The organism is Hydrogenophaga sp. (assembly GCF_011772445.1).
Classification (GTDB): Bacteria; Pseudomonadota; Gammaproteobacteria; order Burkholderiales; family Burkholderiaceae_C; genus Hydrogenophaga.
In genome coordinates this window covers 20163-40991 of record NZ_WVZN01000049.1, presented here as the reverse complement: position 1 = coordinate 40991, position 20829 = coordinate 20163, and the positions used below count along the sequence as shown (strand labels likewise).

Below are 20829 nucleotides of genomic sequence, written 5' to 3'. Positions count from 1 at the left end.
CCGACGCCACCGTGGATGCGCTGCCACCGATCGCACAGATCCCTTTGCCGGGCACCCGGTTCACGGTCGCGTTCGGTGGTTCGCCCGGTGAGCTGAGCGCCGGCAGCCGGGCGCTCGAAGCGCGCGCCGGGGGGCGGTGGGCCGACCTGTCCATCCTCACGCCCGATTCACGCGCGGCCCTGCTCGCCGCGCTCGGTCATCCGCAATCCTTCGCGCTGGACCTGCGCCTGCGGGACGACCCGCAAGGCCGCGCCATCCACCTGCACTGCGCCGGCCACTGGCGGGCCGAGCCGCCCGCGCATGTTTGCCTGCTGGCCGACATCGGCGAACTGCGCGCGGCGCACGAGGCCACCGATCGCCGCCTGCAACTGCTGCAAGAGATGGTCGACAGCCTGCCCCTGCTGATGATCCAGCTCGACACGGGGGCGGATCTGCGCTGCGCCTTCGCCGGCGGCGCCCTGCTCGAGCTCATCACCCCGCGCGAGCGCCCCCTCGTCGGCCGCGATGCGCTCAGCCTGTTCGGGCAGAAACTGTTCGACAACATCCAGGCGCGACTGCGCGAAGGCACGCCGGGTCAGACCATGCCGTTCGCCTGGCGCGTCATCGACGCCCAGGGCCTGGAGCGGGTACTGGAGGGCAGTCTGCGCACGCTCGTGGATGAAGCGGGGCGCCCCAGCGGCCACCTGCTCGACGCGCTGGAGACCACCGCCTACCACGCCACCATGGCCCAGTTGCGCTCGAGCGAGGAGCGGGTGCGCCGCTTCGTCGCCGCGAGCAGCGACGCCATCATCGTCCACGTGGACCAGCGCATCGTCGATGCCAACCCGGCCGCCTGCCGCCTGCTCGACACGCCGGCGGAGGCGCTGCGGGAGCGCCGCTTCGACGACCTGATCGCGCCCGAGGAGCGGGCCGCGTACCGCAGCGCGAACGCCGGGGCATCACACGACGCGCACGAGTGCGGCCTGATCGACCGGCACGGCGCGCGCATCGCCGTCGAGCTGATCGACCGCACGGTGCAGCGCCAGGGGCGGGCCATGCGCATGACCATCATCCGCGACGTGCGCGACCGCCGCGAGGCGCAGGCCCGCATCCGCGAACTCATCGCCCACCTGAGCGCGCAGAAGGACCGTGCCGAGGCCGCCGACCGCGCCAAATCGCTGTTCCTGTCCGCCGCCAGCCACGATCTGCGCCAGCCCATCCACGCCCTGGGCCTGTTCCTGACCAGCCTGGAGTCCCTGACACGCCACCCCACGATGCCGCTGACCACGCTCGACGAACTCGGGCGGCGCATGCGCGCCTCGCTGGACGCGCTGAGCCGCCTGCTGAACTCGCTGCTCGACGTCTCCCGGCTGGACGCGAACGCGGTGGTGGTCACGCCTGTGCCGGTTTCACTGGAGCTGATGTTCAGCGAACTGGACGAGGACCTCGCCGACTCGGCGATCCGCAAAGGCCTGCGGCTGGACTTGATGCAGACCAGCGCCTGGGCGCACACCGACCCGGCGGTGCTGCGCCGCATCATGGACAACCTGGTCTCCAACGCGATCCGCTACACGCCGCGCGGCCGCGTGCTGGTGGGCGCACGGCCGCGCGGCGCCGCCATCGAGATCCAGGTCTGGGACACCGGCATCGGCATCGCGGCCGACCAGCTCGACGCCATCTTCGGCGAGTTCTACCAGGTCAGTCCCGCCAGCTCCCCGACCGGCGGGCTGCGCGGACTCGGCCTGGGCCTGTCCATCGTGCAGCGCTCGGCCCGCCTGCTCGATGCCCGGCTGCGGGTTCGTTCCACGCCCGGACGTGGCTCCATGTTCTCCATCACCGTGCCCCGCGGCCAGGCGGTGCCGCTGGCGCCGACACCCGCGCCCAGCGCACCGGCGAGCCTTGCCGCGCCCGCCGGGCACATCGCGCGCCATGTGCTGGTCATCGACGACGATCCGCAGGTGCTCAGCGCCATGCAGCAGCTGCTGCAGGCCTGGGGACACACGGTCTGGTGCGCGGCCGACGCCGACCAGGCGATCACGCTGGCCGTTCTGCACGGCGACCGCATCGACCTCGTGCTCACCGACTACCACCTGGGCGGCGAAATCACCGCGAGCCAGTTCATCGACACCGTGCGCGCCTGCCTGCCGCGGCCCGTGCCGGTGCACGTCTTCACCGCCGACACGTCCACACCGGTGGCCCAGGAGATCCGCGCCCTGGGTCTGTCGCTGCTGCACAAGCCGGTGCGGCACGACGCGCTCCAGCAGGTGTTGGAGCAGGAAGTTTCATGAGCGCCCCTCTTGAGCCGCCTGACTGGGTCGAGCAGATCGGCGGCCCCGCCGCCCTGCTGCGCCCCACGCCCTGGCGGCTCACGTGCAATGCGGCGCTGGGCGCGTTGCTGCGACCTTCCGAACGGGAGCAGTCGGGCTTTCACAAGTGCTTCAAGGCGAGCGGTGACGGGGTGAGCGCCCGCCTGGCCAGGGGCCAGGCCTTTCATGGCCGCTTGCGCCTCGATCCGGCACCCGGCTCGAACACACCGCGCCTGTTGCACGTGGATTTCGCGCCGCTGCCCGGCCGCGAAGACTGGATCTGCACCTTCGTCGACCTCACGCCCGCCGAACACGTGCACGGCCGGCGCGCACTGACGCTGCAGCGCCTCAGTGACACGCTGGACCAACTGCAGGAGCTGGTCTCCATGGTCAGCCACGAGGAAATCCTTCTGTACGTCAACCGCGCCTACGCTCGCCACCACGCCACCACCCCCGAGGCGGCGACGCACAAGCCCCTGCGGCAGGTGATGGCCGACAACTACTTCCTGACCGCGCCCTTCCGCGGCGAGTTCTTCCGCAGCCGGCAAGCGGTGCGCTACGAGCGCATCATCCCCGACCTGAAGAAAGTCGAGGACCGTGTCCTGAACATCGTCCTGTGCCCCGTGTTCGACGAGCCCGGCGGCCCGCCGAAGATGGCCACGCTGGCGCGCGACGTCACGCTGCGACACCAGGGGATGCAGGCCCTGCGTCAGACCCTGGACCGCCTCAATGCGCTGTTCGAGGCCGGCATCGAAGGCATCCTGCTGAGCGATCAGGGCATCATCACCGACGCCAATCCGATCGCCTGCCGCCACATCTGCCTGGAACGCGGGCAGCTCATCGGCCAACCGCTGGTCCATGCGCTGGAGATGCTGGGCGTGCCGCCGCTCGATGGCCTGCTGGAGGGGGCTGGCCGAGAGGACATGCACCTCTCCCTGTGGCCAGGCACGGGCAACAGGTCACCGCTGCACGTCCAGGCCATCACCTTCATGGACGAAAACCGCCCCTGTCAGGCGGTGCTGCTGCAGGACGTGAGCTACCGCTACGAGGCGCAGCAACGCATCGACCGGCTGGTCGCCGACCTGCGCTGGCAGACTGCCCGCGCCGAGGCGGCCGATCGGGGCAAGTCGGTGTTCCTCGCGTCCGCCAGCCACGACCTGCGCCAGCCCATTCACGCGCTTGGTCTGTTCCTTACCGCCATCCAGAGCCTGAGCCGCGCGCCCCCGCCCTTGCCCAGCGAGCCCTTCATGCCCATCGTGCAGCGCATGCGTGCCTCGCTCGACGGCCTGATGCGGCTGCTGGACATGTTGCTGGGCGCCTCGTTACGGGACGTCAGGCAACAGGCGGTGCCTTCAGGGCCCATCGCGCTGCAACCGGCGTTTGACGGACTGATGTCGGAGTTCGCGCCCCTGGCCGCCGAGAAAGGCCTCGCGCTGCGCGCCGTGCCCAGCCGCGCCTGGGTGCTCTGCGACGCGACAGTGCTGCACCGCGTGCTGGCCAACCTCGTGAGCAACGCCATTCGCTACACCGATCGCGGGCGCATCGTGCTGGGCGCACGCTCGCGCGGTGCAGAGCTCGAGTTGCAGGTCTGGGACACCGGCATCGGCATCGACCCCGACCAGCTCGACAACATCTTCCAGACGTTCCACCGCGGCGAGGCGCCGCGCGTGGCGCCAGGCGAACGCGCCGAGGGCCTGGGCCTGTCCATCGTGCGCCGGGCCGCCGCCGACATCGGCGCCCGGCTCGACGTGCGATCCACCCCGGGATGCGGATCGATGTTCTCGGTTCGCCTGCCGCGCGGCCAGCCGCAGGGACAGCACACGCCGCGCGAGGCCGCCGTGCAGGCACCGACCGCCTCGGATCGCCACATCCTGCTCATCGAAGACGACGAGCAGGTGCTGCTGGCCACCGCCAGCCTGCTCGAATCCTGGGGACATCGGGTGTTCATCGCGCGCAGTGCCACCGAAGCGCTGCGCCTGTTCGAGGCCGAGCCCCGACACATCGATGCCCTGATCTGCGACTACATGCTCGACCCGTCCATGGACGGCTTGGCACTGCTGCTGCGCCTGCGCGAGCGGCACCCCGGCTCGCTGCCGGTGTGCATGATCACGGGCGACATGTCGGCCGAGCGCATCGAACAGGCGAAGCGGCACGGCTTCACGCTGCTGCACAAACCGGTTCACGCCGCCGAACTGGAGCGCTTCCTGCTCACAGCCGCGCACGGCGCGCGGCCTGACACGGCGCTGCCTTGAACTGAAAACGGCACCCTCAAGTCAATGACATTTCCATGACTGTTGGCCACATAGCCGACAGCCATCGGAACCCCATTGGTGCGCTCCCGGACACAGGGCCACACGCAAGCCGCGTGTGCTCAAGTCACAGGAGACAGATCTTGATCGCAACGTTTGTTGAGGACCTCTGCCGCCAGGCCAGCCTGGAACTGCGGCTGGACGACAGCGAGGCCATGGGCCGGGAAGAACCCGTTGTACTCGGCGATGTGAGCGTCGAGGTACTGCACCAGGAACTGAACGATTCCCTGCTGGTGCTGGCCGAGATGGGCCGGGCGACAGCCGACGAGCCGGCCAGGGTCTACGAGCAGTTGCTCTCGCTGCAGTACCTGCTGTGGCACGAGCCGGGCATCCGCTTCGGCTACCGCGATGACAGCGGCTCGGTGATGCTGATGCTCGGCGTGCCCCTGCGCGACGACATGAACGGCGAATGGCTGGCCAGGGCCTTGCGTGGCATGGCCGGGCAGGTGACGCAGTGGCGCGCCACCCTGCTGGCGGGCATGTTCGCCTGGGCAGGCACGGCTGGCGGCGACAGGCGACGCGATGCCGACCGCGCGCCCCACGCGGCCATGGTCTGAGGGAGGCGCACATGAAGCCCGGCAGCCTCGGCAAGAAGTACAGCCCCGAACGCAACCAGCAAGTCATCAACAACCCCAGGCGACGACCCCAAGACGCCAGTGACTTTGCCGCGTACACGGGACTGCCCCGAAAAGCCGCGCGCCTATGGGCGCGCAACCCCGAGCAATACATCCACGGCCTGATGCAGCAGACCCTGGACGCCGTCGCCGCGGTGAACACGCCGGCAACCACGGCGCAGGTCACGCTGCTGAACAAGGCGCGGGCCGCCCTGGAAGCCGGCACCCTCGGCTATTCCGTGTCCTTCCTGCCGGCCAAGGTCTGCGTCAACCTGTTCGGCTGGCTGGCGGCGGTGTTCCCGGAACACGGCCCCCGACTCTTCCTGGCAGGCGCCACGGGCTACACCCTGCTCGCCTCCATCCTGCACCCCACCAGCACCAAGATCGTGGCCGGCAGCCTGGCCGCGAACCACGGCGGGCCTCAGCCCGTTGACAAGGCGGCCCTGGACAACGCCATCACCCTGTGGTGCATGGCCCTGGTGCGGCGGGCCGATGGACAGGACGACAGCGACATCCAGCTGGCCATCCAGGAGATCGCCGACGCGGTGCTTGCCCGCGCAGGCGCCGAGGCCCGCAAGGGCACGCCTCTGCCATTCGACAGCCGCCGGCACCCCATCCTGGGCGCTGCCGCGCGCACCTGGGGCTTCCATGCGTCCTTCTTCTCCTTCTCGCTCCTGTACTTCCTGGCCGGCGGCCTCACACCGCTCGAGCGCCGGTCATTCATGGACATGCCCGGGTCCGTGGCCTTGCGCGCCGGCCTGTTCAACCTCACGGACGCGCTGGTGTGGATGGTCTGCGGCGAGATCGCCGGCATCATGACCCTGGCCGGCCACCTGTTCACCAACGCCACGGTGCAGCACGGGCCCGACAAGCCGGGGCTGAACCAGACCTGGCCGGAAGAACTCCAGGCGGCGCTGGAGAAACTGGAATTCGTCGTCTCACTCCACAGCGAGCTCGTGCGCCTGCGCAACACCATCCAGCGCAACATCCGCGCCAGTGCGGTGGGCGAACACGAAAAAAAGCGGCGGGCGAAGGTGTTCAGGGAGAAGGTCCTGCCCTTGCTGGACGAGGCCATCGACCAGGTGGAGACGCTTCAGGCCAGGTACGTGGAGCGCGCCGGGCTTCTGCGCACCGAAGCGGGCCGCTGGGAACTCAGCAAGAAGAAGATCGGTGCCATGGTGCTGAAGGGGGCGGGCAAGACGCCGCACAAACTCATCAACAGTGCCCCCTTGGCCTTGCGCATGCGCACCGCCAGCGAGATCGCGGGCAACGCGCTCTCGCTGCTCATGTTCTCCTATGCGATCCTGCACATGTACACCCTGTTCTCCACCACCATGCCCTTCCGGGAAACGGACATGGACGGCGCGGCGCCGCGCAACGGCAGCGGGTGGAACGACAGCCACGCGGCGGTCTTCAACGGCACCGCGACCGGGTCGGACATCCCGCTGGAAACGCAGGTTTTTTCGACCCTGCTGGGCCTGATCCTCATTGCCGCGTTCTCCACCCGGGCCGCCTTCATTCCCTTCGTCGAGGTCCTGCTGAACGCCATCGTCGCGGGTGGTCTGCTGGGTGCGCGCAAGCTGGGCCTGCGCGGTGAGAACGCGGCAGACGCGTCCACAGGCGACCGGTTGTCAGCGACGGACGAGGACCTGACCGTGGTGGTGGACGACGACCGGTCGAACGGCAGCGACCCTGCCGACGGGAGCGCAGCCCAGCAGCGGCACAGCGCGCCCGCCCACACGCTGACCCAGCTCGAAGCGATCATCCGCATGGTCGAAGACATGGCCAGCACATAGCCTGTTTCGCCGACGCGCCGGCCCTGGGTGGACCCGTCTGCCCGCGCCGGCGCCAGGCGCGTGGCGCCCCGCCTCACTGCCTGGGGATGCCCGCGCGCTCGATCACCGCGCTCCAGCGCTGGATGTCGCTGGCCAGCAGCGCCGCCGCCTGCTCGGGCGTGGACGCGCGCGGGTCGATGTTGAGCTCGCGCAGCTTCTTCTGCACCTCGGCGTCCGCCACGGCGGCGGCGATCTCGCGCTGCAGGCGATCGATCACCGGGCGCGGCGTCTTCGCTGGCGCGGCGATGGCGTTCCACGAGGAGGCCACGAAGCCCTTCACGCCCGATTCGGCGGCCGTGGGCACGTCGGGCAATACCACCGAGCGCTTCTCGCCTGCCACGGCCAGGGCACGCAGCGCGCCACCGCGGATCTGAGTGAGCACCGGCGAGAGGATCTCCACGCCCACGTCCACCTGACGCCCGCGCAGGGCACCGATGAGGTTGGGCGTGCCGTTGAAGGGCACGGTCTGCGCGTCGATGCCGGCGCTGCTCTTGAACAGCTCGGCCGCCAGGTGCTGCGTGCTGCCGATGTTGATGCTGCCGATGTTGAGCTTGCCGGGGTTCGCTTTCGCCCAGGCCAGCAACTCGGCGAAGGTCTTGAACGGCGCCTCGGGGTGGGCCACCACGGCGATGTCGAAGGTGCCCAGGGTGGAGATGGGCGCGAAGTCCTTCAGCGTGTCGAAGGGCAGCGACTTGAACAGGCCCGCCGTGACCGCGGTGCCGTTGGACATGAGGAACAGCGTGTGGCCGTCGGGCTCGGCACGCGCCACCGTCTCGGCCGCCACCACGCCACCGGCGCCGGGGCGGTTCTCGATCACCACCGAACGGCCCAGGCCTTCGGCCAGCCGCGCGGCGACGATGCGCGCGGTGAGATCGCCCACACCGCCGGCCGCGAAGGGCACGACCAGGCGCAGGTTCTTCGACGGGAAGGCCTGCGCCCAGCCCACCGGCAGCGCGCCCAGGGCCAGCGCACCCAGCAAGAGCTGGCGGCGCGCGATCCAGAGATGCCGCGGAACCGGCTTTGCCGGGCCGCAGGCATCGCCCCCTTGAGGGGGTCGCGCGAAGCGCGGCAGGGATGATCCCATCCTGCTAGAGGACGAAGGTGACGATCACCGGGAACGCCACCAGGATCGCCGTGCGCACGAAGTCGCTCAGCACGAAGGGCAGCACGCCGCGGTAGGTGGCCAGGATCGGCACGTCCTTGGCCATGCTGTTGATGACGAACAGGTTCATGCCCACCGGCGGCGTGATCAGGCCCACCTCGACCACGATCAGCACCAGGATGCCGAACCAGATGGCGAAGTGCTCGGGCGACATGCCGAAGTCCAGCGCAGTGACCACCGGGAAGAACACCGGAATGGTCAGCAGGATCATGGACAGCGAGTCCATGAAACAGCCGAGGATGACGTAGATGACCAGGATGGCGATCAGTACCACCATCGGGCTCAGGCCCGAGCCGGCGACCATGGTGGCGGCCTCCTGCGGCAGTTGCGACAGCGCCAGGAAGGTGTTGTAGACGCCCGCGCCGAGCACGATCATGAAGATCATGCCGGTGGCCACGGCGGTGCCCAGCACGGCGCCGGCCAGCGTCTTGCGGTTCAGGCCGCCGGCCGCCCAGGCCGCCAGGCCGGTGCCGAAGGCGCCCACGGCCGCGCCCTCGGTGGGCGTGAAGATGCCGAGGTAGATGCCGCCGACCACCACCAGGAAGATGGTGAGCACGGGCCAGACCTTGAGCGTGGCCTTCCAGCGCTCGGCCATGGGCACGGGTGGCATGGTGCCCATCTCTTTCGGGCGAACGCGGGCGTAGATGGCGATGACGATGACGTAGCCGATGGCGGCCAGCACGCCCGGCACGAAGGCGGCCAGGAAGAGCTTGGCGATGTTCTGCTCCGTCAGGATGGCGTAGATCACCAGCACCACCGAGGGCGGGATCAGAATGCCCAGCGTGCCGCCCGCCGCCAGCGTGGCGGTGGAGATGCCACCGGCGTAACCCGCGCGCTTGAGCTCGGGCAGGGCCACCTGGCCCATGGTGGCCGCGGTGGCCAGCGAGGAGCCGCAGATGGCGCCGAAGCCGGCGCAGGCGCCCACGGCCGCCATGGCCACGCCGCCCTTGCGGTGGCCGATCCAGGCCTCGGCCGCCTTGAACAGCGCGCGCGACAGACCGCCCAGCGCGGCGAACTGCCCCATCAACAGGAACAGCGGGATGACCGAGAGGTTGTAATTGGAGAAGGTGCTGTAGGTCAGCTGCTTCATCTGGTTGAGGATCGGGTCGGCGGTGCCGTAGATCAGCCAGGCGCCGACCAGGCCGCAGACGAGCATGGCGAGCCCGATGGGCACGCGCACGAAGATGAGCAGCAGCAGGATGGGGAAGGACCAGGCGGCGAGTTCGATGCCAGTCATCAGTGCGCTCCCGCTTCGGTGGTCCAGCCCTCGGGCTCCTTGCCCAGGCCGAACATGGTCGCCGTCTTGGCGATGTAGGCGAGGCAGCCGATCACCGCGCCCACCAGGCAGGCCGCGTAGGCCCACCAGATCGGCATCTGCAGGATGAAGGTGGTCTCGAAGTACTCCTTCTTCTCGACCATGCCTTCGTAGAGCTTCCAGGTGAGCACCAGCCAGACGATCAGCATGACCACGTCGCTCACCAGCACGATGCCCTTCTGCGCCCACTTCGGCAGGTGCATGTAGAGCAGGTCCACCGTGGCATGCCCTCCCTTGAGGTAGGTCCAGGGCAGGAAGAAGAACACCGCGATCGCGGTGCCGACCTCGACGAGTTCGAAGTCGCCGGGCACGGGGCCAAGGCCGAGGTTGAGCATGGCGCGGCCGCTCACGCTGGCCACGATCATCAGCGTGAGGGCCACGAGGGCCAGCCCGCCGATGATGGCCGCCCATTGGGACAGCCGGTAGACGAATGCAATCATGCGAATGGCTTTCTGCGAGAGAAATGGAGACGCGCGATTGTCCAACATCGGACAAGCGCACCCCTCAACAAAAAAGCCGCCCTCTCGCGAGGACGGCCGTCGGCCCCCCTGGGCCAGGTCACTTGCTGTGCTTCGCGATCAAGGCTCGCGCCTCGGCCGCCAGCTTCGCGCCGTCGATGTTCTTGGCTTTCACTTCGTTCACCCAGTCGGTCTCCACCGCCGCGGCGGTGCGCCGCCAGCGCTGCGTTTCCTGCACGTCCAGCGCCACGATGTTGTTGCCTGCCTTCTCGGCAATGGCGCGCCCGGCCTTGTCGCCGTCGTCCATGGCGCGGCCGAACATGGCGGCGGTCTCCACGCCCGAGTTCTTGTCGATGACGGCCTTCAGGTCGGCCGGCAGCTTCTCGTAGGCGGCCTTGTTCATGGAGAAGGCGAAGGTCTGGGTGTACAGGCCTTCCTTGCCGGCGAAGGTGGTGTGGTTCTTCACCAGCTCGCTCACCTTCAGCGCGGGCGTCACTTCCCAGGGAATGGTGGTGCCGTCGATGACGCCCTTGGACAGGGCCTCGGTGACGGCCGGCACCGGCATGCCCACGGGCGTGGCGCCCAGCTTGGTGAGCATGTTGTTGATGATGCGCGAGCCGCCGCGCACCTTCATGCCGCGCAGGCTTTCCAGGCCGGTGACGGGCGTCTTGGTGTGGAACAGGCCCGGGCCGTGGGTGTGGACGGCGATGAGCTTGACGTCCTTGAACTCGTCGGCGGCGAACTTCTCGACGTACTCCTGGATGGCGCGCGAGGAGGCCTCGGCGCTGCCGCTCATGAAGGGCAGCTCGAAGACTTCCGTCTTGGGGAAGCGGCCGGGGGTATAGCCGAGCACCGTCCAGGTGAAGTCGACGACGCCGTCCCTGGCCTGGTCAAAGAGCTGCGGGGGCGCGCCGCCCAGTTGCATCGCGTGGAACAGCTGCACCTTGATGCGGCCACCCGATTCGGCCTCCACCTTCTGGGCCCACGGCGTGAGGGCACGCGCCGGGATCGTGGCCTGCGGCGGCAGCATCTGATGCAGCCGCAGCGTGACCGTCTGCGCCATGGCGTTGCCCGCCATCGTGGCCGCGGCCACCGCCCCCAGCACCGCCATCGCGGTGCGTCGCTTCAAGAGTTTCATCCTTGTCTCCGATCGGGTTGTGCCCGGCCCTTTTGTTCGGGGGTGCTCACTGGCACGGGCGTGTGACGGGAACTGAACACCCACACTGTGCATGCGGTCTTGGCCTGCAGCCAGTCCGATGGCGGACTTTCAGCTATGCCGTTATGTTATGAAACCAGTGACAACCCTCACAGGGTTTGTCAGTGGGGCAGCGTCTCGGCCTCGGGGCGCCAGGCGCTGTCCAGGGTGATGCGCCCCGCGACACGCGAGACGCAGGCGCAGATGCGCTGGTTGGACTGTTTCTCGTGTTCGCTCAGGAACACGTCGCGGTGGTCGATCTCGCCCTCCACGGCCAGCACGTCCATCGCGCACAGGCCGCATTCGCCGCGGCGGCAGTCGCTCATCACCTCGATGCCGGCGGCCTCCAGTGCGTCGAGCAGGGATTCGCCCGCGGACACGGTGAGCGACGCACCATGCCGGGGCACGGCCACGGCGAAGGCCTGCGTGGGCCGCTGGCCGCCGCTGCCGAAGGTTTCGAAGCGCAGCCCGCTGGCGGGGCGACCGGCCTGCGCCCACAGCGCGCGTGCCGCGCCCAGCAGGCCCGTGGGACCGCACACGTAGCACGGGGCGCCGGGTGGCAGCGCGGCGATCTCGCCCGCCAGGTCGAGCCGCTGGCCCTGCCCCGACGCCGCGAGCACCAGGCCCTCGCCCAGCGTGTCGCGCAAGCGCTCGGCGTAGGCGAGCTCCCCCGCCTCACGCGCCGCGTACAGCAGGCGCACCGCGCGGCCGCGCCTCGCCAGCGCCTGGGCCATGGACACCATCGGCGTGATGCCGATGCCGCCGGCCACGAGCAGGTTCACCGGCGCGTCGATGTCCAGCGGGAAGTGGTTCTGCGGCGCGCTCACGGCCAGGGTATCGCCCTCGGCCAGGGACCACATGGCGAGCGAGCCACCGCGCCCCTGGTCCAGGCGCTTGACCGCGATGCGGTAGGCGCCGGGCGTGTCGGCCGGCTGGCCCACGAGCGAGTAGGAGCGGGTCTGCTCGCGCCCCGCCACCGGCACGCGCACCTGCAGGTGCGCGCCGGGCGGCCAGGCGATGGCCGCGCCGTCCAGCGGCTGCAGCAGGAACTCGCGCACGGTGGGGGTGAGGTCGCGCAGCGCGGCCACGCGCGCGGTTTGCCAGAGCGGGTTGCTTTTCATACATGTGAAGGTGAAGGAGCCTGTCGAGCGCCTGGGTCGAACCCAGGGGCACCACGGAACTGGCTTTGCCAGGCCGTGGGTGCCGCCCCCTTGAGGGGGTCACGCGAAGCGTGGCGGGGGTGGTCCATGTCAGCGTCGGCGGATGAGCCTGAGGGCGGGAGCGTGGACAGCGCTTTCGGTGTGGCCGGCGAGCACGGCGCGCAGGTTGCGCTGCGCCAGGCGCGAGTGCTCGCGCAGGATGGCCTCGGCGCGCGCGCCCTCGCGGCGTTCGATGGCGTCGAGCACCTGGCGGTGCTGGTCCTGCGCGACGACGAGCATGTCGCGGGCCTCGCGCGAACCGGCCTCGGCCAGCACGAAGCCCGAGGGCGAAGCGAAGGGCAGCGCGCACACGCGCTCCAGTTGGCGCTCCACCGTGGGGCTGTCGGCCATTTCGGCCAGCAGTTCGTGCAGGCGGCTGTTGAGCGCCACGTACTCGGAGAAGGCCTCGGCGTCGAGCGTGGGCGCGGCCAGCACGGCGTCGATGCGCTCGAGCACGCCGCGCGCCTCGGTGAGCACGGCGGCGGGCGCGCCGCGCTCGGCGGCCAGGCGGGCCAGCAGGCCTTCCAGCGTGCCGCGCAGCTCGATGGCGTCGGCGATGTCGCGCTCGGTGAAGGTCTGCACCACGTGGCCGCCACCGGGCAAGGCGCGCAGCAGGCCCTCCTGCTCCAGGCGCTGCAGTGCGGCGCGCACGGGGGTGCGCGACACGCCCAGGCGCTCGACGACGTTCAGTTCGGCGATGCGCGAGCCGCCGGGCAGTTCACCGGAGAGAATGAGCTCGCGCAACTGCAGCAGGGCGCGGACCTGGGCGCTTTCGGGCGCGGCGTCCGGCATGGGGTTGTGGGTGGCCATGGCTTCAGCCCGCGCGGCGAATGGGGATGACGCTGGAGCCCGCGCCGGGCGTGCCGCGTTCCGCCTCCACCATCTTGTCGATGAGGCGCCGCGCCCACATGGCCCCGGCGTCGATGTTGAGGTTGTAGAACCGGTGGTCCGGGTGCTCTTCGATGGCTTTCTGCTGCGCCTCCAGCACCAGCTCGTCCTCGCGGAAGATGCCCGCCACGCCCTCGCGCAACTGGTGCGTCAGGCGCTGCTCGCCCAGGCAGTAGTTGCGGGCGAAGGCCCAGAAGTAGAGGCAGGTGTTGTCCGTCTCGGGCGTGATGGTGTTGAGCACCATGCCGTTGACGCCCTGGCTGCGATCGCCCTGCGGGGCGCCCGTGCCCGTGGGCGCCACGCCCACGTCGATGGCCACGGTGCACGGCGCCTCGAAGCGGATGATCTGCCAGCGGTCCACCGGCCCCCGGTACCCGCGCGCCTGCTGGATCTGCCCGGCCCAGAACGGCGGCGCCTCGATGTTCTCCATCCAGCGCGTCACGGTGGCCGTGCGCTCGCCGTGCGTGGCCACGAAGGGCGCCTCGGCCACGGCGCGGTTGCCGATGCTGCTGCCGTGCACGAAGGTCTCGTGCGTCAGGTCCATCAGGTTGTCCACCACCAGCCGGTAGTCGCACTTCACGCGGATCATCTTGCCGTCACCGGCCCACTCGGGGTCGTGGTTCCAGTGCAGGTCCGGGATCAGCGACTCGTCGGCCAGCGCCGGGTCGCCCGGCCAGATCCACACGAAGCGGTGCTTCTCCACCACCGGAAAACGCCGCACGCAGGCCGAGGGGTTGATGGTTTCCTGGCTGGGCATGTGGGTGCAGCGGCCCTCGGCGTTGTAGACCAGGCCGTGGTAGCCGCAGACCACCTCGTCGCCCTCCAGCCGGCCCAGGGACAGCGGCAGCAGCCGGTGCCAGCAGGCGTCCTCCAGGGCGGCCAGGCGGCCATCGGTCTGGCGGTACAGCACCAGTTTCTGGTTGCAGACGGTGCGCGCCAGCAGGCTGCGGCCCACCTCCACGTCGTAGGCGGCGGCGTACCAGGCATTCAGGGGAAAGTGGTTGGGCGCGGTGTTCATGGATACGCAATGTATACAGAACAATCATTTTTCCCAATGAAATCCTTCAAATTGAGTCGGAATCAGCGATTCATGTATTCAATGAAATCATGGCTGTTGCCAGCCGCCGGGGCTTCGGCTACCGTCGGCGCCGTCCATTTCCCAACCCTCAGGAGACAAGAACATGAGCCTCAATCCCCCCTTCAGGGCCGACCACGTCGGCAGCTTTCTGCGTCCCGCCTACCTGCTGCAGGCGCGCGAACAGAAGGCCAAGGGAGAGATCACGGCCGCCCAGTTGCGCGAGGTCGAGGACCGCGCGATCGCCGAGATCGTGAAGTTCCAGGCCGACGTGGGGCTGCAGTCCATCACCGACGGCGAGTTCCGCCGCACCTACTTCCACATCGACTTCCTGGAACAGCTCGGCGGCGTGAAGACCGACATCCCGGTCACCATCAGAAAGCCCGATGGCACCGAGGAACTGGCCCCGCCGGTGATCCGCGTCATCGACAAGGTGCGCCACGCGAAGAACATCCAGCTCGCCGACTTCCAGTACCTGCAGGCGCAGGTGAAGGCGCTGGGCCGGCCGGGCCTCACGCCCAAGGTCACCATCCCCTCCCCCACCATGCTGCACTTCCGTGGCGGGCGCGCGGGCATCAGCAAGGACGCCTACCCCGAGCTCGACCCGGTGTTCTACGACGACGTGGCCCAGGCCTACGCGGACGAGTTGCAGAGCCTGGCCGACGCCGGCTGCACCTATGTGCAGATGGACGACACGAACATGGCCTACCTGTGCGACGAGAAGATGCGCGAGGCCGCCCGCCAGCGCGGTGACGACCCCAATGAGCTGCCGCACCGCTACGCCGCCTTCATCAACAAGGTGGTGGCCAAGAAGCCGAAGGGCATGACCCTGGCCATGCACCTGTGCCGCGGCAACTTCAAGAGCACGCACGCCGCGGCCGGCAACTACGAGCCCGTGGCCGAGGCCCTGCTCACCGAGATGAACCTGGACGCCTACTTCATGGAGTACGACGACACCCGCTCGGGCGACTTCCGGCCACTGCGCTACCTGAAGCCCGGCAAGACCGTGGTGCTGGGCCTGGTGACCACCAAGTTCGGCCAGCTCGAAAGCAAGGACGACCTCAAGCGCCGCATCGACGAGGCCGCGAAGTACGCGCCGCTGGAGCAGCTCTGCCTGTCGCCGCAGTGCGGCTTCTCCAGCACCGTGCACGGCAACAACATCGCGGTGGAGGACCAGCGGAAAAAGCTGGCGCTGGTGGTGGAAACCGCGCGCGAGGTCTGGAGATAAGAAACACCCCCGCCGCGCTTCGCGCAACCCCCTCAAGGGGGCAGTGCCTGCGGCCCGGCGAAGCCGGTTCCGCGGCACTTCTGGATGGGGCTCCGGCGCGTGCCGGAGCCCCTCGGTTCACTTGGCGTGTTTCGAGATGAGGGCGCGGGCCTCGGCGACCAGCTTCGCACCGTCGATCCTCTTGCCCTGCACTTCCTTCACCCAGTCCGCCTCCACCGCGGCGGCGGTGGTCTTCCAGCGCTGGGTTTCGGCGGCGTCCAGCGTGACGATGCTGTTGCCCGACTTCTGCGCCACGGCCAGGCCGTCCTTGTCGCCCTCGTCCATCGCGCGGCCGAACAGGGCCGCGGTTTCCACGCCCGAGTTCCTGTCGATGATCGCTTTCAGGTCGGCCGGCAGCTTGTTGTAGCTGCCGCGGTTCATCACCAGCGCGAAGGTCTGGGTGAACAGGCCCGTGGGGCCGGAGAACGTGGTGTGGTGCTTCACCAGCTCGGCGATCTTGAGCGAGGGCGTCACCTCCCAGGGAATGGTGGTGGCGTCGATCACGCCCTTGGACAGCGCCTCCGTCACCGCCGGCACCGGCATGCCCACGGGCGCGGCGCCCAGCTTGGCCAGCAGGTTGTTGATGATGCGCGAGCCGCCGCGCACCTTCAGGCCGCGCAGGCTGTCCAGGCCGGTGATGGCCGACTTGCTGTGGAACAGGCCCGGGCCGTGCGTGTGCGCGGCCAGCAGGTGCACCTGGCGGAATTCGTCGGCGGCGTGCTTCGCCACGTACTCGTGAAAGGCGCGCGAGGCCGGCTCGGCCTTGCCACTCATGAAGGGCAGCTCGAACACCTCGGACTTGTTGAAGCGGCCCGGGGTGTAGCCCAGCACCGTCCACACGATGTCGGCCACGCCGTCGCGCGCCTGGTCGAACAGCTGCGGCGGCGAGCCGCCCATGGACATGGAGTGGAACTGCTGCACCTTGATGCGGCCGCCCGACTCGCTCTCGATCTTCTGCGCCCAGGGCGCGATGGCGCGCGCCGGGATGGTGGCCTGCGGCGGCAGGAACTGGTGCAGGCGCAGGGTGACGGTGGGCTGGGCCAGGGCCTTGCCGGCCAGCGTGCTGGCGCCCAATGCAGCGGCGGCCACGATCGCGCTGCGGCGACGGATGAGGGTCATGGAGAGGATCCTGTCGAGAAAGGGGTCAGGGGCGGCGCCCGCCGAGGCGGGCGCGCCAGGGACATGTGCCACGTCAGACACAAGCGCCGGTACTGTGCCGCAGGCGCACGCCCTGCGCCAGCCCCGGATCCGACTTCCTGCTATCGCATTCCGGCATGAAACCTTCGGGTCGATGCGGCATCATCGCCGGCCATGTCCGCCCCGCTGCACTGCCACCTCGACTTCATCTCGCCCTACGGCTACTTCGCCTCGCTGCGCATCGAGGCCATCGCCGCGCGCCACGGCCGCGGTGTGGCCTGGCACCCCATGCTGCTGGGCGTGGCGGTGATGAAGGTGATGGGCCTGAAGCCCCTGATGGACACGCCGCTCAAGGGCGACTACGTGGAGCGCGACGTGCGCCGCTACGCGCGCGAGCATGGCGTGGCCATGAAGCGCCAGCCGCGCGACGCGGTGATGAACCCGCTGGCCTGCGGGCGGGCGCTGGCCTGGGCGAACCGCCACGCGCCCGAACGCGCGGGCGAGGTGGTGCACGCGATCTATGGCGCGTACTGGGGTGAAGGGCTGGACCTGTCCACGCCGGACGCGCTGGTGCCTGTGGTGGGCGAAACGATCGCCCGCGCGGCCGGTGGTGAGGAAGCGGCGGCACTGCTGCGCGCCGAGGTCGACGCCTCGCTGGCGCAGGGCGTGTTCGGCTCGCCCACGCTCATCGTCGATGGCGAACCCTTCTGGGGCGTGGACAAGCTGGAGCAGGTGGAACGCTGGCTGCAACGCGGCGGCTGGTGAGGCCGGCCCGTCACCTCAGCCGCCGGCGTCGAACACCACCTCGGTCGGCACGGCAATGGCCGCCAGCGCGGCCTTCAGCGCCTCGGCCAACCCCGCATCGGCCGGGCCCGAGAAGCGCACCGTGGCGCGCTGGCGCCCGCCCTCCTCCACCACGTCCACCTGCACCTCGCGCCGCGGCGCCAGCTCGCGCGCCAGGTCGGCCAGCTTGAGTTCGATGGCGTGCAGCCGCAGCGCGGGCTTGAACACCTTGCCGATGGCGGTGAGCGGCAGCGCCGAGATGACCACGACCCGCTTGGGCACGGCGGGCCGCTCATACACCCGGGGCGCGACCTCGCGCAGCAGCGCGTCCGACGCGATGGACATGCCCGGGCGCAGCACCACGAAGGCCACGGGCACCTCGCCCGAGTGCGCGTCCGGCTCGGCCACCACCGAGCACTGGGCCACGGCGGGGTGCGCCAGGAAGGCGTCCTCCACCAGGCCAGGGTCGATGTTGTGCGAGCCGCGGATGATCAGGTCCTTGGCGCGGCCGGTGATGTGCACGCGGCCTGTGGCGTCGAGGTGGCCGAGGTCGCCCGAGACGATCCAGCCTTGCTCGAACATGCCGACGTTGCGCGTGGCGTCGAGGTAGCCCGGGCTCATGTGCGGTCCGCGCAGCACCACCACGCCGGTCTCCTCGGCCGCGCAGCGTTCGTCGAGCTTCGCTTCGCCGTCCCGCCACGGCACGACGAACACGTCCGTGTAGGGCAGGCGCCAGCCCGCCGAGCCCGGCTCGCGCGGTGCCAGCAGCGGCTCGATGCTGACCAGCCCGGCGCACTCCGTCATGCCCAGGATGTTGCGCACGGGAATGCCGGTGCCGGCCTCGAAGCGCTGCGCGAGTTCGGTGGGCAGCGGCGAGCCGCCGGTGTAAGCCGCGCGGATGCGCGAGGTGTCGGCGTCGATGGGCACACCGAGCAAGCTGGCCAGCACCGTGGGCACGCAGGCCAGGTGCGTCACGCCCTCGCGTTCGCAGAAGCGCCAGTAGTTCTGCACGAAACCGGTGTTGCGCATGCCCGTGAGCGTGGGCAGCACCTGGCGCGCGCCGGTGGCCAGCAGCGCGAGGCCATAGACGAAGGCCCCGGCCACGTGGAACAGCGGGAAGCCGTTCACCTCGACGCTGCGCTCGTCGCAGTCGTAGTAGGCGTGCGCGAACGAGGCGGTGTGCGCCTCGTTGCCGGCGGTGTGCTGCGCCAGCTTGGGCGCGCCCGTGGTGCCGCCGGTGTGGAACAGCGCGACCACGCGATCGGGGTCCAGGTCGGGCTCGAACGACAAGGTCTCGGGCTGCGCGGCCATCAGTGCCTGCAACGAGACCAGGCCGGGCACGCCCTCGCTCACCTCCATGGGCACCAAGGCGCACGGGTACAGCGCCTGCACCTTCAGCGCCGACGCCCAGATCACCGGAAACTCCGCGTTCGGCCCCAGCGCCACCAGCACCTTGGCGTTCGCGGCCTGCATGAGCGCGGCGATGTGGTCCGGCTGCAGCAGGGTGTTGATGGGACAGACGCGGCCCGCAAGCTGCGCGCCCCACAGCACGGCGTGCGCCTCGGGCGTGTTGGGCGCGAGCAGGGCCACGCTGTCCCCGGGCCCGATGCCCAGCGCGCGAAAGGCGTTGGCGGCGCGGTGCACCATCGCCAGCAGTTCGCGGTAGCTCACGCGGCGCGGCTCGCTCGCCAGGTCGGCGTCGGGCAGGAAGGTGAAGGCCTCGCGCTCGGCGAAGCGCTCGGCGGCGGCGCGGATCAGCCCGTACGGTGTGCGCTGCGGCGCCACCTCGGCCAGCGGGCGGCGCTCCAGCGCCTCGATGTCGGCGAGGGAGGTAAAGGCCTTCATGCCAGTCCGAGCAGGCGCACGGCGTTGCCCTTGAGGATGCCGGGCATGACCTCGGGCTTGAAGCCGGCGACCTCGAAGTCCTTCATCCAGCGCTCGGGCGTGATGAGCGGGTAGTCGCTGCCGAAGAGGACACGGTCCTTGAGCAGGGTGTTGGCGTACTGCACGAGCTGCTTGGGAAAGTACTTCGGGCTCCAGCCGCTCAGGTCGATCCACACGTTGGGCTTGTGCGTGGCCACGCTGAGGGCTTCGTCCTGCCAGGGGAAGCTGGGGTGGGCCATCACGATCTGCATGTCGGGAAAGTCGATGGCGACGTCGTCGAGGTGCATGGGGTTGCTGTACTCCAGCCGCAAGCCGCCGCCGCAGCGCATGCCACTGCCGATGCCGCTGTGGCCGGTGTGGAAGATGGTAGGCAGCTTGTGCGCGTTGATGACCTCGTAGATCGGCCAGGCCATCTTGTCGTAGGGATGGTAGCCCTGCACCGTGGGGTGGAACTTGAATCCCTTGACGCCTTCTTCCTTGATGAGACGCTCGGCCTCGCGCGCACCCATCTTGCCCTTGTGCGGATCGATGCTGGCGAAGGCGACCATCATGTCGCTGTTCTCACGCGCGGCCTGGGCGATTTCCTCGTTGGGGATGCGGCGACGGCCCAGCTTCGATTCGCTGTCCACGGTGAACATCACCAGGCCGATCTTGCGTTCGCGGTAGTAGGCGATCGTTTCGGCAATGGTGGGGCGGCGGTTGCTGCCGAAGTACTTGTCCGCCGCGCGGTCGTATTCCTCGCCGTAGTTGTCGAAGGGGTTCCAGCAGCTCACCTCGGCGTGGGTGTGGATGTCGATGGCGATGAGGTTCTGGTGGTCCATGGTGGGCTCTCTTCTCGTTGCTGGTTTGTTGCTGGGATGCTGGGTTGGTCGGTGTGGCGATGGCGCTCCACCTTGGCTTGCGATGTCAGGGCTGTGCCCCTGGCCTCGGCACCGCATAGGCGCCGCCAAGGCCAGGGGCACATCCCTGACGCGGGGCACCCGAGCACGCCATCGTGAGTGCACCAACATCCCGGCGATCAACGAAACCCCGAGGTTGCAACGTCCGCCTGCCCGCACCTCGCGAGCCAAGGGCTTGGGCCCTGCCTGTGGGGGCGCCTGTGCGACGACGAGGAGCGCAGGGTGGCCGGCCCGCGCGCGCAGCGCGCTTCGTGAACCGATTGGCGGCATCTGTCTGAGCGGAGCGCGCAAAGCGCGCGCAGCGAGTTATGCCGCCGGGCCGGCCACCCGAGCACCGCAGTGGACCCCTCGCGCAGCGAGGGGCGGCGCAGTGAAGCCCCCACAGGCAGGGCCCAAGCCCTTGGCCTGCCAGCCACGACGGCCTGCGATTGAACACCGCCATTCAGTCTCCTCATCACCCAAAAATCAGGGTAAACCCGCACCCAATTTCAGAGGGAAGCGGTTGAATTTGGTTATCGTTTATA

The 20829-nt window shown here is 69.4% G+C and carries 16 protein-coding genes; 6 read left to right on the top strand and 10 right to left on the bottom strand.

Annotated features, from left to right (window positions below; translation table 11 throughout):
* Window positions 1–11: 11 nt before the first annotated feature.
* The 4 genes from GTO19_RS22015 (at window position 12) to GTO19_RS22000 (ending at window position 7004) form a co-directional block, all read left to right on the top strand.
* Window positions 12–2267, top strand: coding sequence for an ATP-binding protein (locus GTO19_RS22015; protein ID WP_291025016.1), 2256 nt, complete (start codon window positions 12–14; stop codon window positions 2265–2267).
* A complete protein-coding gene (locus GTO19_RS22010; protein ID WP_291025014.1) occupies window positions 2264–4537 on the top strand; it encodes an ATP-binding protein in 2274 nt (757 codons plus the stop codon). Before GTO19_RS22015 ends, GTO19_RS22010 begins: the two co-directional genes overlap by 4 nt.
* A gap of 140 nt (window positions 4538–4677) precedes the next feature.
* Window positions 4678–5151, top strand: coding sequence for a CesT family type III secretion system chaperone (locus tag GTO19_RS22005; RefSeq protein WP_291025011.1), 474 nt, complete (start codon window positions 4678–4680; stop codon window positions 5149–5151).
* A gap of 11 nt (window positions 5152–5162) precedes the next feature.
* Window positions 5163–7004 (top strand): hypothetical protein, encoded by a 1842-nt coding sequence (locus GTO19_RS22000; RefSeq protein WP_291025009.1) that lies wholly within the window; start codon window positions 5163–5165, stop codon window positions 7002–7004.
* 73 nt (window positions 7005–7077) lie between these two features.
* On the opposite strand, the gene GTO19_RS21995 is transcribed toward GTO19_RS22000, so the two are convergent.
* The 7 genes from GTO19_RS21995 to GTO19_RS21965 form a co-directional block, all read right to left on the bottom strand.
* Window positions 7078–8022, bottom strand: a complete 945-nt coding sequence (locus GTO19_RS21995; RefSeq protein ID WP_291025007.1) for a tripartite tricarboxylate transporter substrate binding protein — start codon at window positions 8020–8022, stop codon at window positions 7078–7080.
* Between the two features lie 109 nt (window positions 8023–8131).
* A complete protein-coding gene (locus tag GTO19_RS21990) occupies window positions 8132–9442 on the bottom strand; it encodes a TRAP transporter large permease (RefSeq protein WP_291025005.1) in 1311 nt (436 codons plus the stop codon).
* Window positions 9442–9960 carry a TRAP transporter small permease gene (locus GTO19_RS21985; RefSeq protein WP_291025003.1) on the bottom strand — a complete coding sequence of 173 codons (519 nt, stop codon included), beginning with the start codon at window positions 9958–9960 and terminating at the stop codon, window positions 9442–9444. The genes GTO19_RS21990 and GTO19_RS21985 overlap by 1 nt, the downstream gene beginning before the upstream one ends.
* Before the next feature lie 118 nt (window positions 9961–10078).
* Window positions 10079–11116, bottom strand: a complete 1038-nt coding sequence (locus tag GTO19_RS21980) for a TRAP transporter substrate-binding protein (protein WP_291025001.1) — start codon at window positions 11114–11116, stop codon at window positions 10079–10081.
* Between the two features lie 179 nt (window positions 11117–11295).
* Window positions 11296–12294 (bottom strand): PDR/VanB family oxidoreductase, encoded by a 999-nt coding sequence (locus GTO19_RS21975; RefSeq protein WP_291025000.1) that lies wholly within the window; start codon window positions 12292–12294, stop codon window positions 11296–11298.
* Window positions 12295–12423: 129 nt separating this feature from the next.
* Complete coding sequence (locus tag GTO19_RS21970) at window positions 12424–13182, bottom strand: GntR family transcriptional regulator (protein ID WP_291024998.1); 759 nt, start codon at window positions 13180–13182, stop codon at window positions 12424–12426.
* Between the two features lie 4 nt (window positions 13183–13186).
* Entirely contained in the window at window positions 13187–14278 is a 1092-nt protein-coding gene (locus tag GTO19_RS21965; protein ID WP_291024995.1) for an aromatic ring-hydroxylating dioxygenase subunit alpha, read from the bottom strand.
* A 163-nt stretch (window positions 14279–14441) separates the two neighbouring features.
* On the opposite strand from GTO19_RS21965, the gene GTO19_RS21960 reads away from it, so the two are divergent.
* Entirely contained in the window at window positions 14442–15563 is a 1122-nt protein-coding gene (locus tag GTO19_RS21960; protein ID WP_291024993.1) for a 5-methyltetrahydropteroyltriglutamate--homocysteine S-methyltransferase, read from the top strand.
* A 117-nt stretch (window positions 15564–15680) separates the two neighbouring features.
* Here the strand turns inward: GTO19_RS21960 and GTO19_RS21955 are convergent, their stop codons facing one another.
* Window positions 15681–16721 (bottom strand): TRAP transporter substrate-binding protein, encoded by a 1041-nt coding sequence (locus GTO19_RS21955; protein WP_291024991.1) that lies wholly within the window; start codon window positions 16719–16721, stop codon window positions 15681–15683.
* 192 nt (window positions 16722–16913) lie between these two features.
* Here GTO19_RS21955 and GTO19_RS21950 point away from each other — a divergent pair, with 192 nt between their 5' ends.
* On the top strand, window positions 16914–17504 hold the full coding sequence (locus GTO19_RS21950; protein WP_291024988.1) for a 2-hydroxychromene-2-carboxylate isomerase: 591 nt from the start codon (window positions 16914–16916) through the stop codon (window positions 17502–17504).
* A gap of 15 nt (window positions 17505–17519) precedes the next feature.
* Here GTO19_RS21950 and GTO19_RS21945 read toward each other — a convergent pair whose 3' ends face one another.
* Both GTO19_RS21945 and GTO19_RS21940 read right to left on the bottom strand, forming a co-directional pair.
* The gene (locus GTO19_RS21945) at window positions 17520–19367 is read right to left on the bottom strand and encodes an AMP-binding protein (RefSeq protein ID WP_291024987.1); all 1848 of its coding nucleotides are present in this window, start codon (window positions 19365–19367) and stop codon (window positions 17520–17522) included.
* Window positions 19364–20227, bottom strand: coding sequence for an amidohydrolase family protein (locus tag GTO19_RS21940; RefSeq protein ID WP_291024985.1), 864 nt, complete (start codon window positions 20225–20227; stop codon window positions 19364–19366). The genes GTO19_RS21945 and GTO19_RS21940 overlap by 4 nt, the downstream gene beginning before the upstream one ends.
* Window positions 20228–20829: the final 602 nt, after the last annotated feature.

Bases quoted from the DNA above. Each gene is read 5' to 3' on its own strand.
- GTO19_RS22010 (WP_291025014.1), top strand. From the start codon at position 2,264: ATGAGCGCCCCTCTTGAGCCGCCTGACTGGGTCGAGCAGATCGGCGGC.
- GTO19_RS22000 (WP_291025009.1), top strand. From the start codon at position 5,163: ATGAAGCCCGGCAGCCTCGGCAAGAAGTACAGCCCCGAACGCAACCAG.
- GTO19_RS21990 (WP_291025005.1), bottom strand. From the start codon at position 9,442: ATGACTGGCATCGAACTCGCCGCCTGGTCCTTCCCCATCCTGCTGCTG.
- GTO19_RS21985 (WP_291025003.1), bottom strand. From the start codon at position 9,960: ATGATTGCATTCGTCTACCGGCTGTCCCAATGGGCGGCCATCATCGGC.
- GTO19_RS21980 (WP_291025001.1), bottom strand. From the start codon at position 11,116: ATGAAACTCTTGAAGCGACGCACCGCGATGGCGGTGCTGGGGGCGGTG.
- GTO19_RS21975 (WP_291025000.1), bottom strand. From the start codon at position 12,294: ATGAAAAGCAACCCGCTCTGGCAAACCGCGCGCGTGGCCGCGCTGCGC.
- GTO19_RS21970 (WP_291024998.1), bottom strand. From the start codon at position 13,182: ATGGCCACCCACAACCCCATGCCGGACGCCGCGCCCGAAAGCGCCCAG.
- GTO19_RS21965 (WP_291024995.1), bottom strand. From the start codon at position 14,278: ATGAACACCGCGCCCAACCACTTTCCCCTGAATGCCTGGTACGCCGCC.
- GTO19_RS21960 (WP_291024993.1), top strand. From the start codon at position 14,442: ATGAGCCTCAATCCCCCCTTCAGGGCCGACCACGTCGGCAGCTTTCTG.
- GTO19_RS21955 (WP_291024991.1), bottom strand. From the start codon at position 16,721: ATGACCCTCATCCGTCGCCGCAGCGCGATCGTGGCCGCCGCTGCATTG.
- GTO19_RS21950 (WP_291024988.1), top strand. From the start codon at position 16,914: ATGTCCGCCCCGCTGCACTGCCACCTCGACTTCATCTCGCCCTACGGC.
- GTO19_RS21945 (WP_291024987.1), bottom strand. From the start codon at position 19,367: ATGAAGGCCTTTACCTCCCTCGCCGACATCGAGGCGCTGGAGCGCCGC.
- GTO19_RS21940 (WP_291024985.1), bottom strand. From the start codon at position 20,227: ATGGACCACCAGAACCTCATCGCCATCGACATCCACACCCACGCCGAG.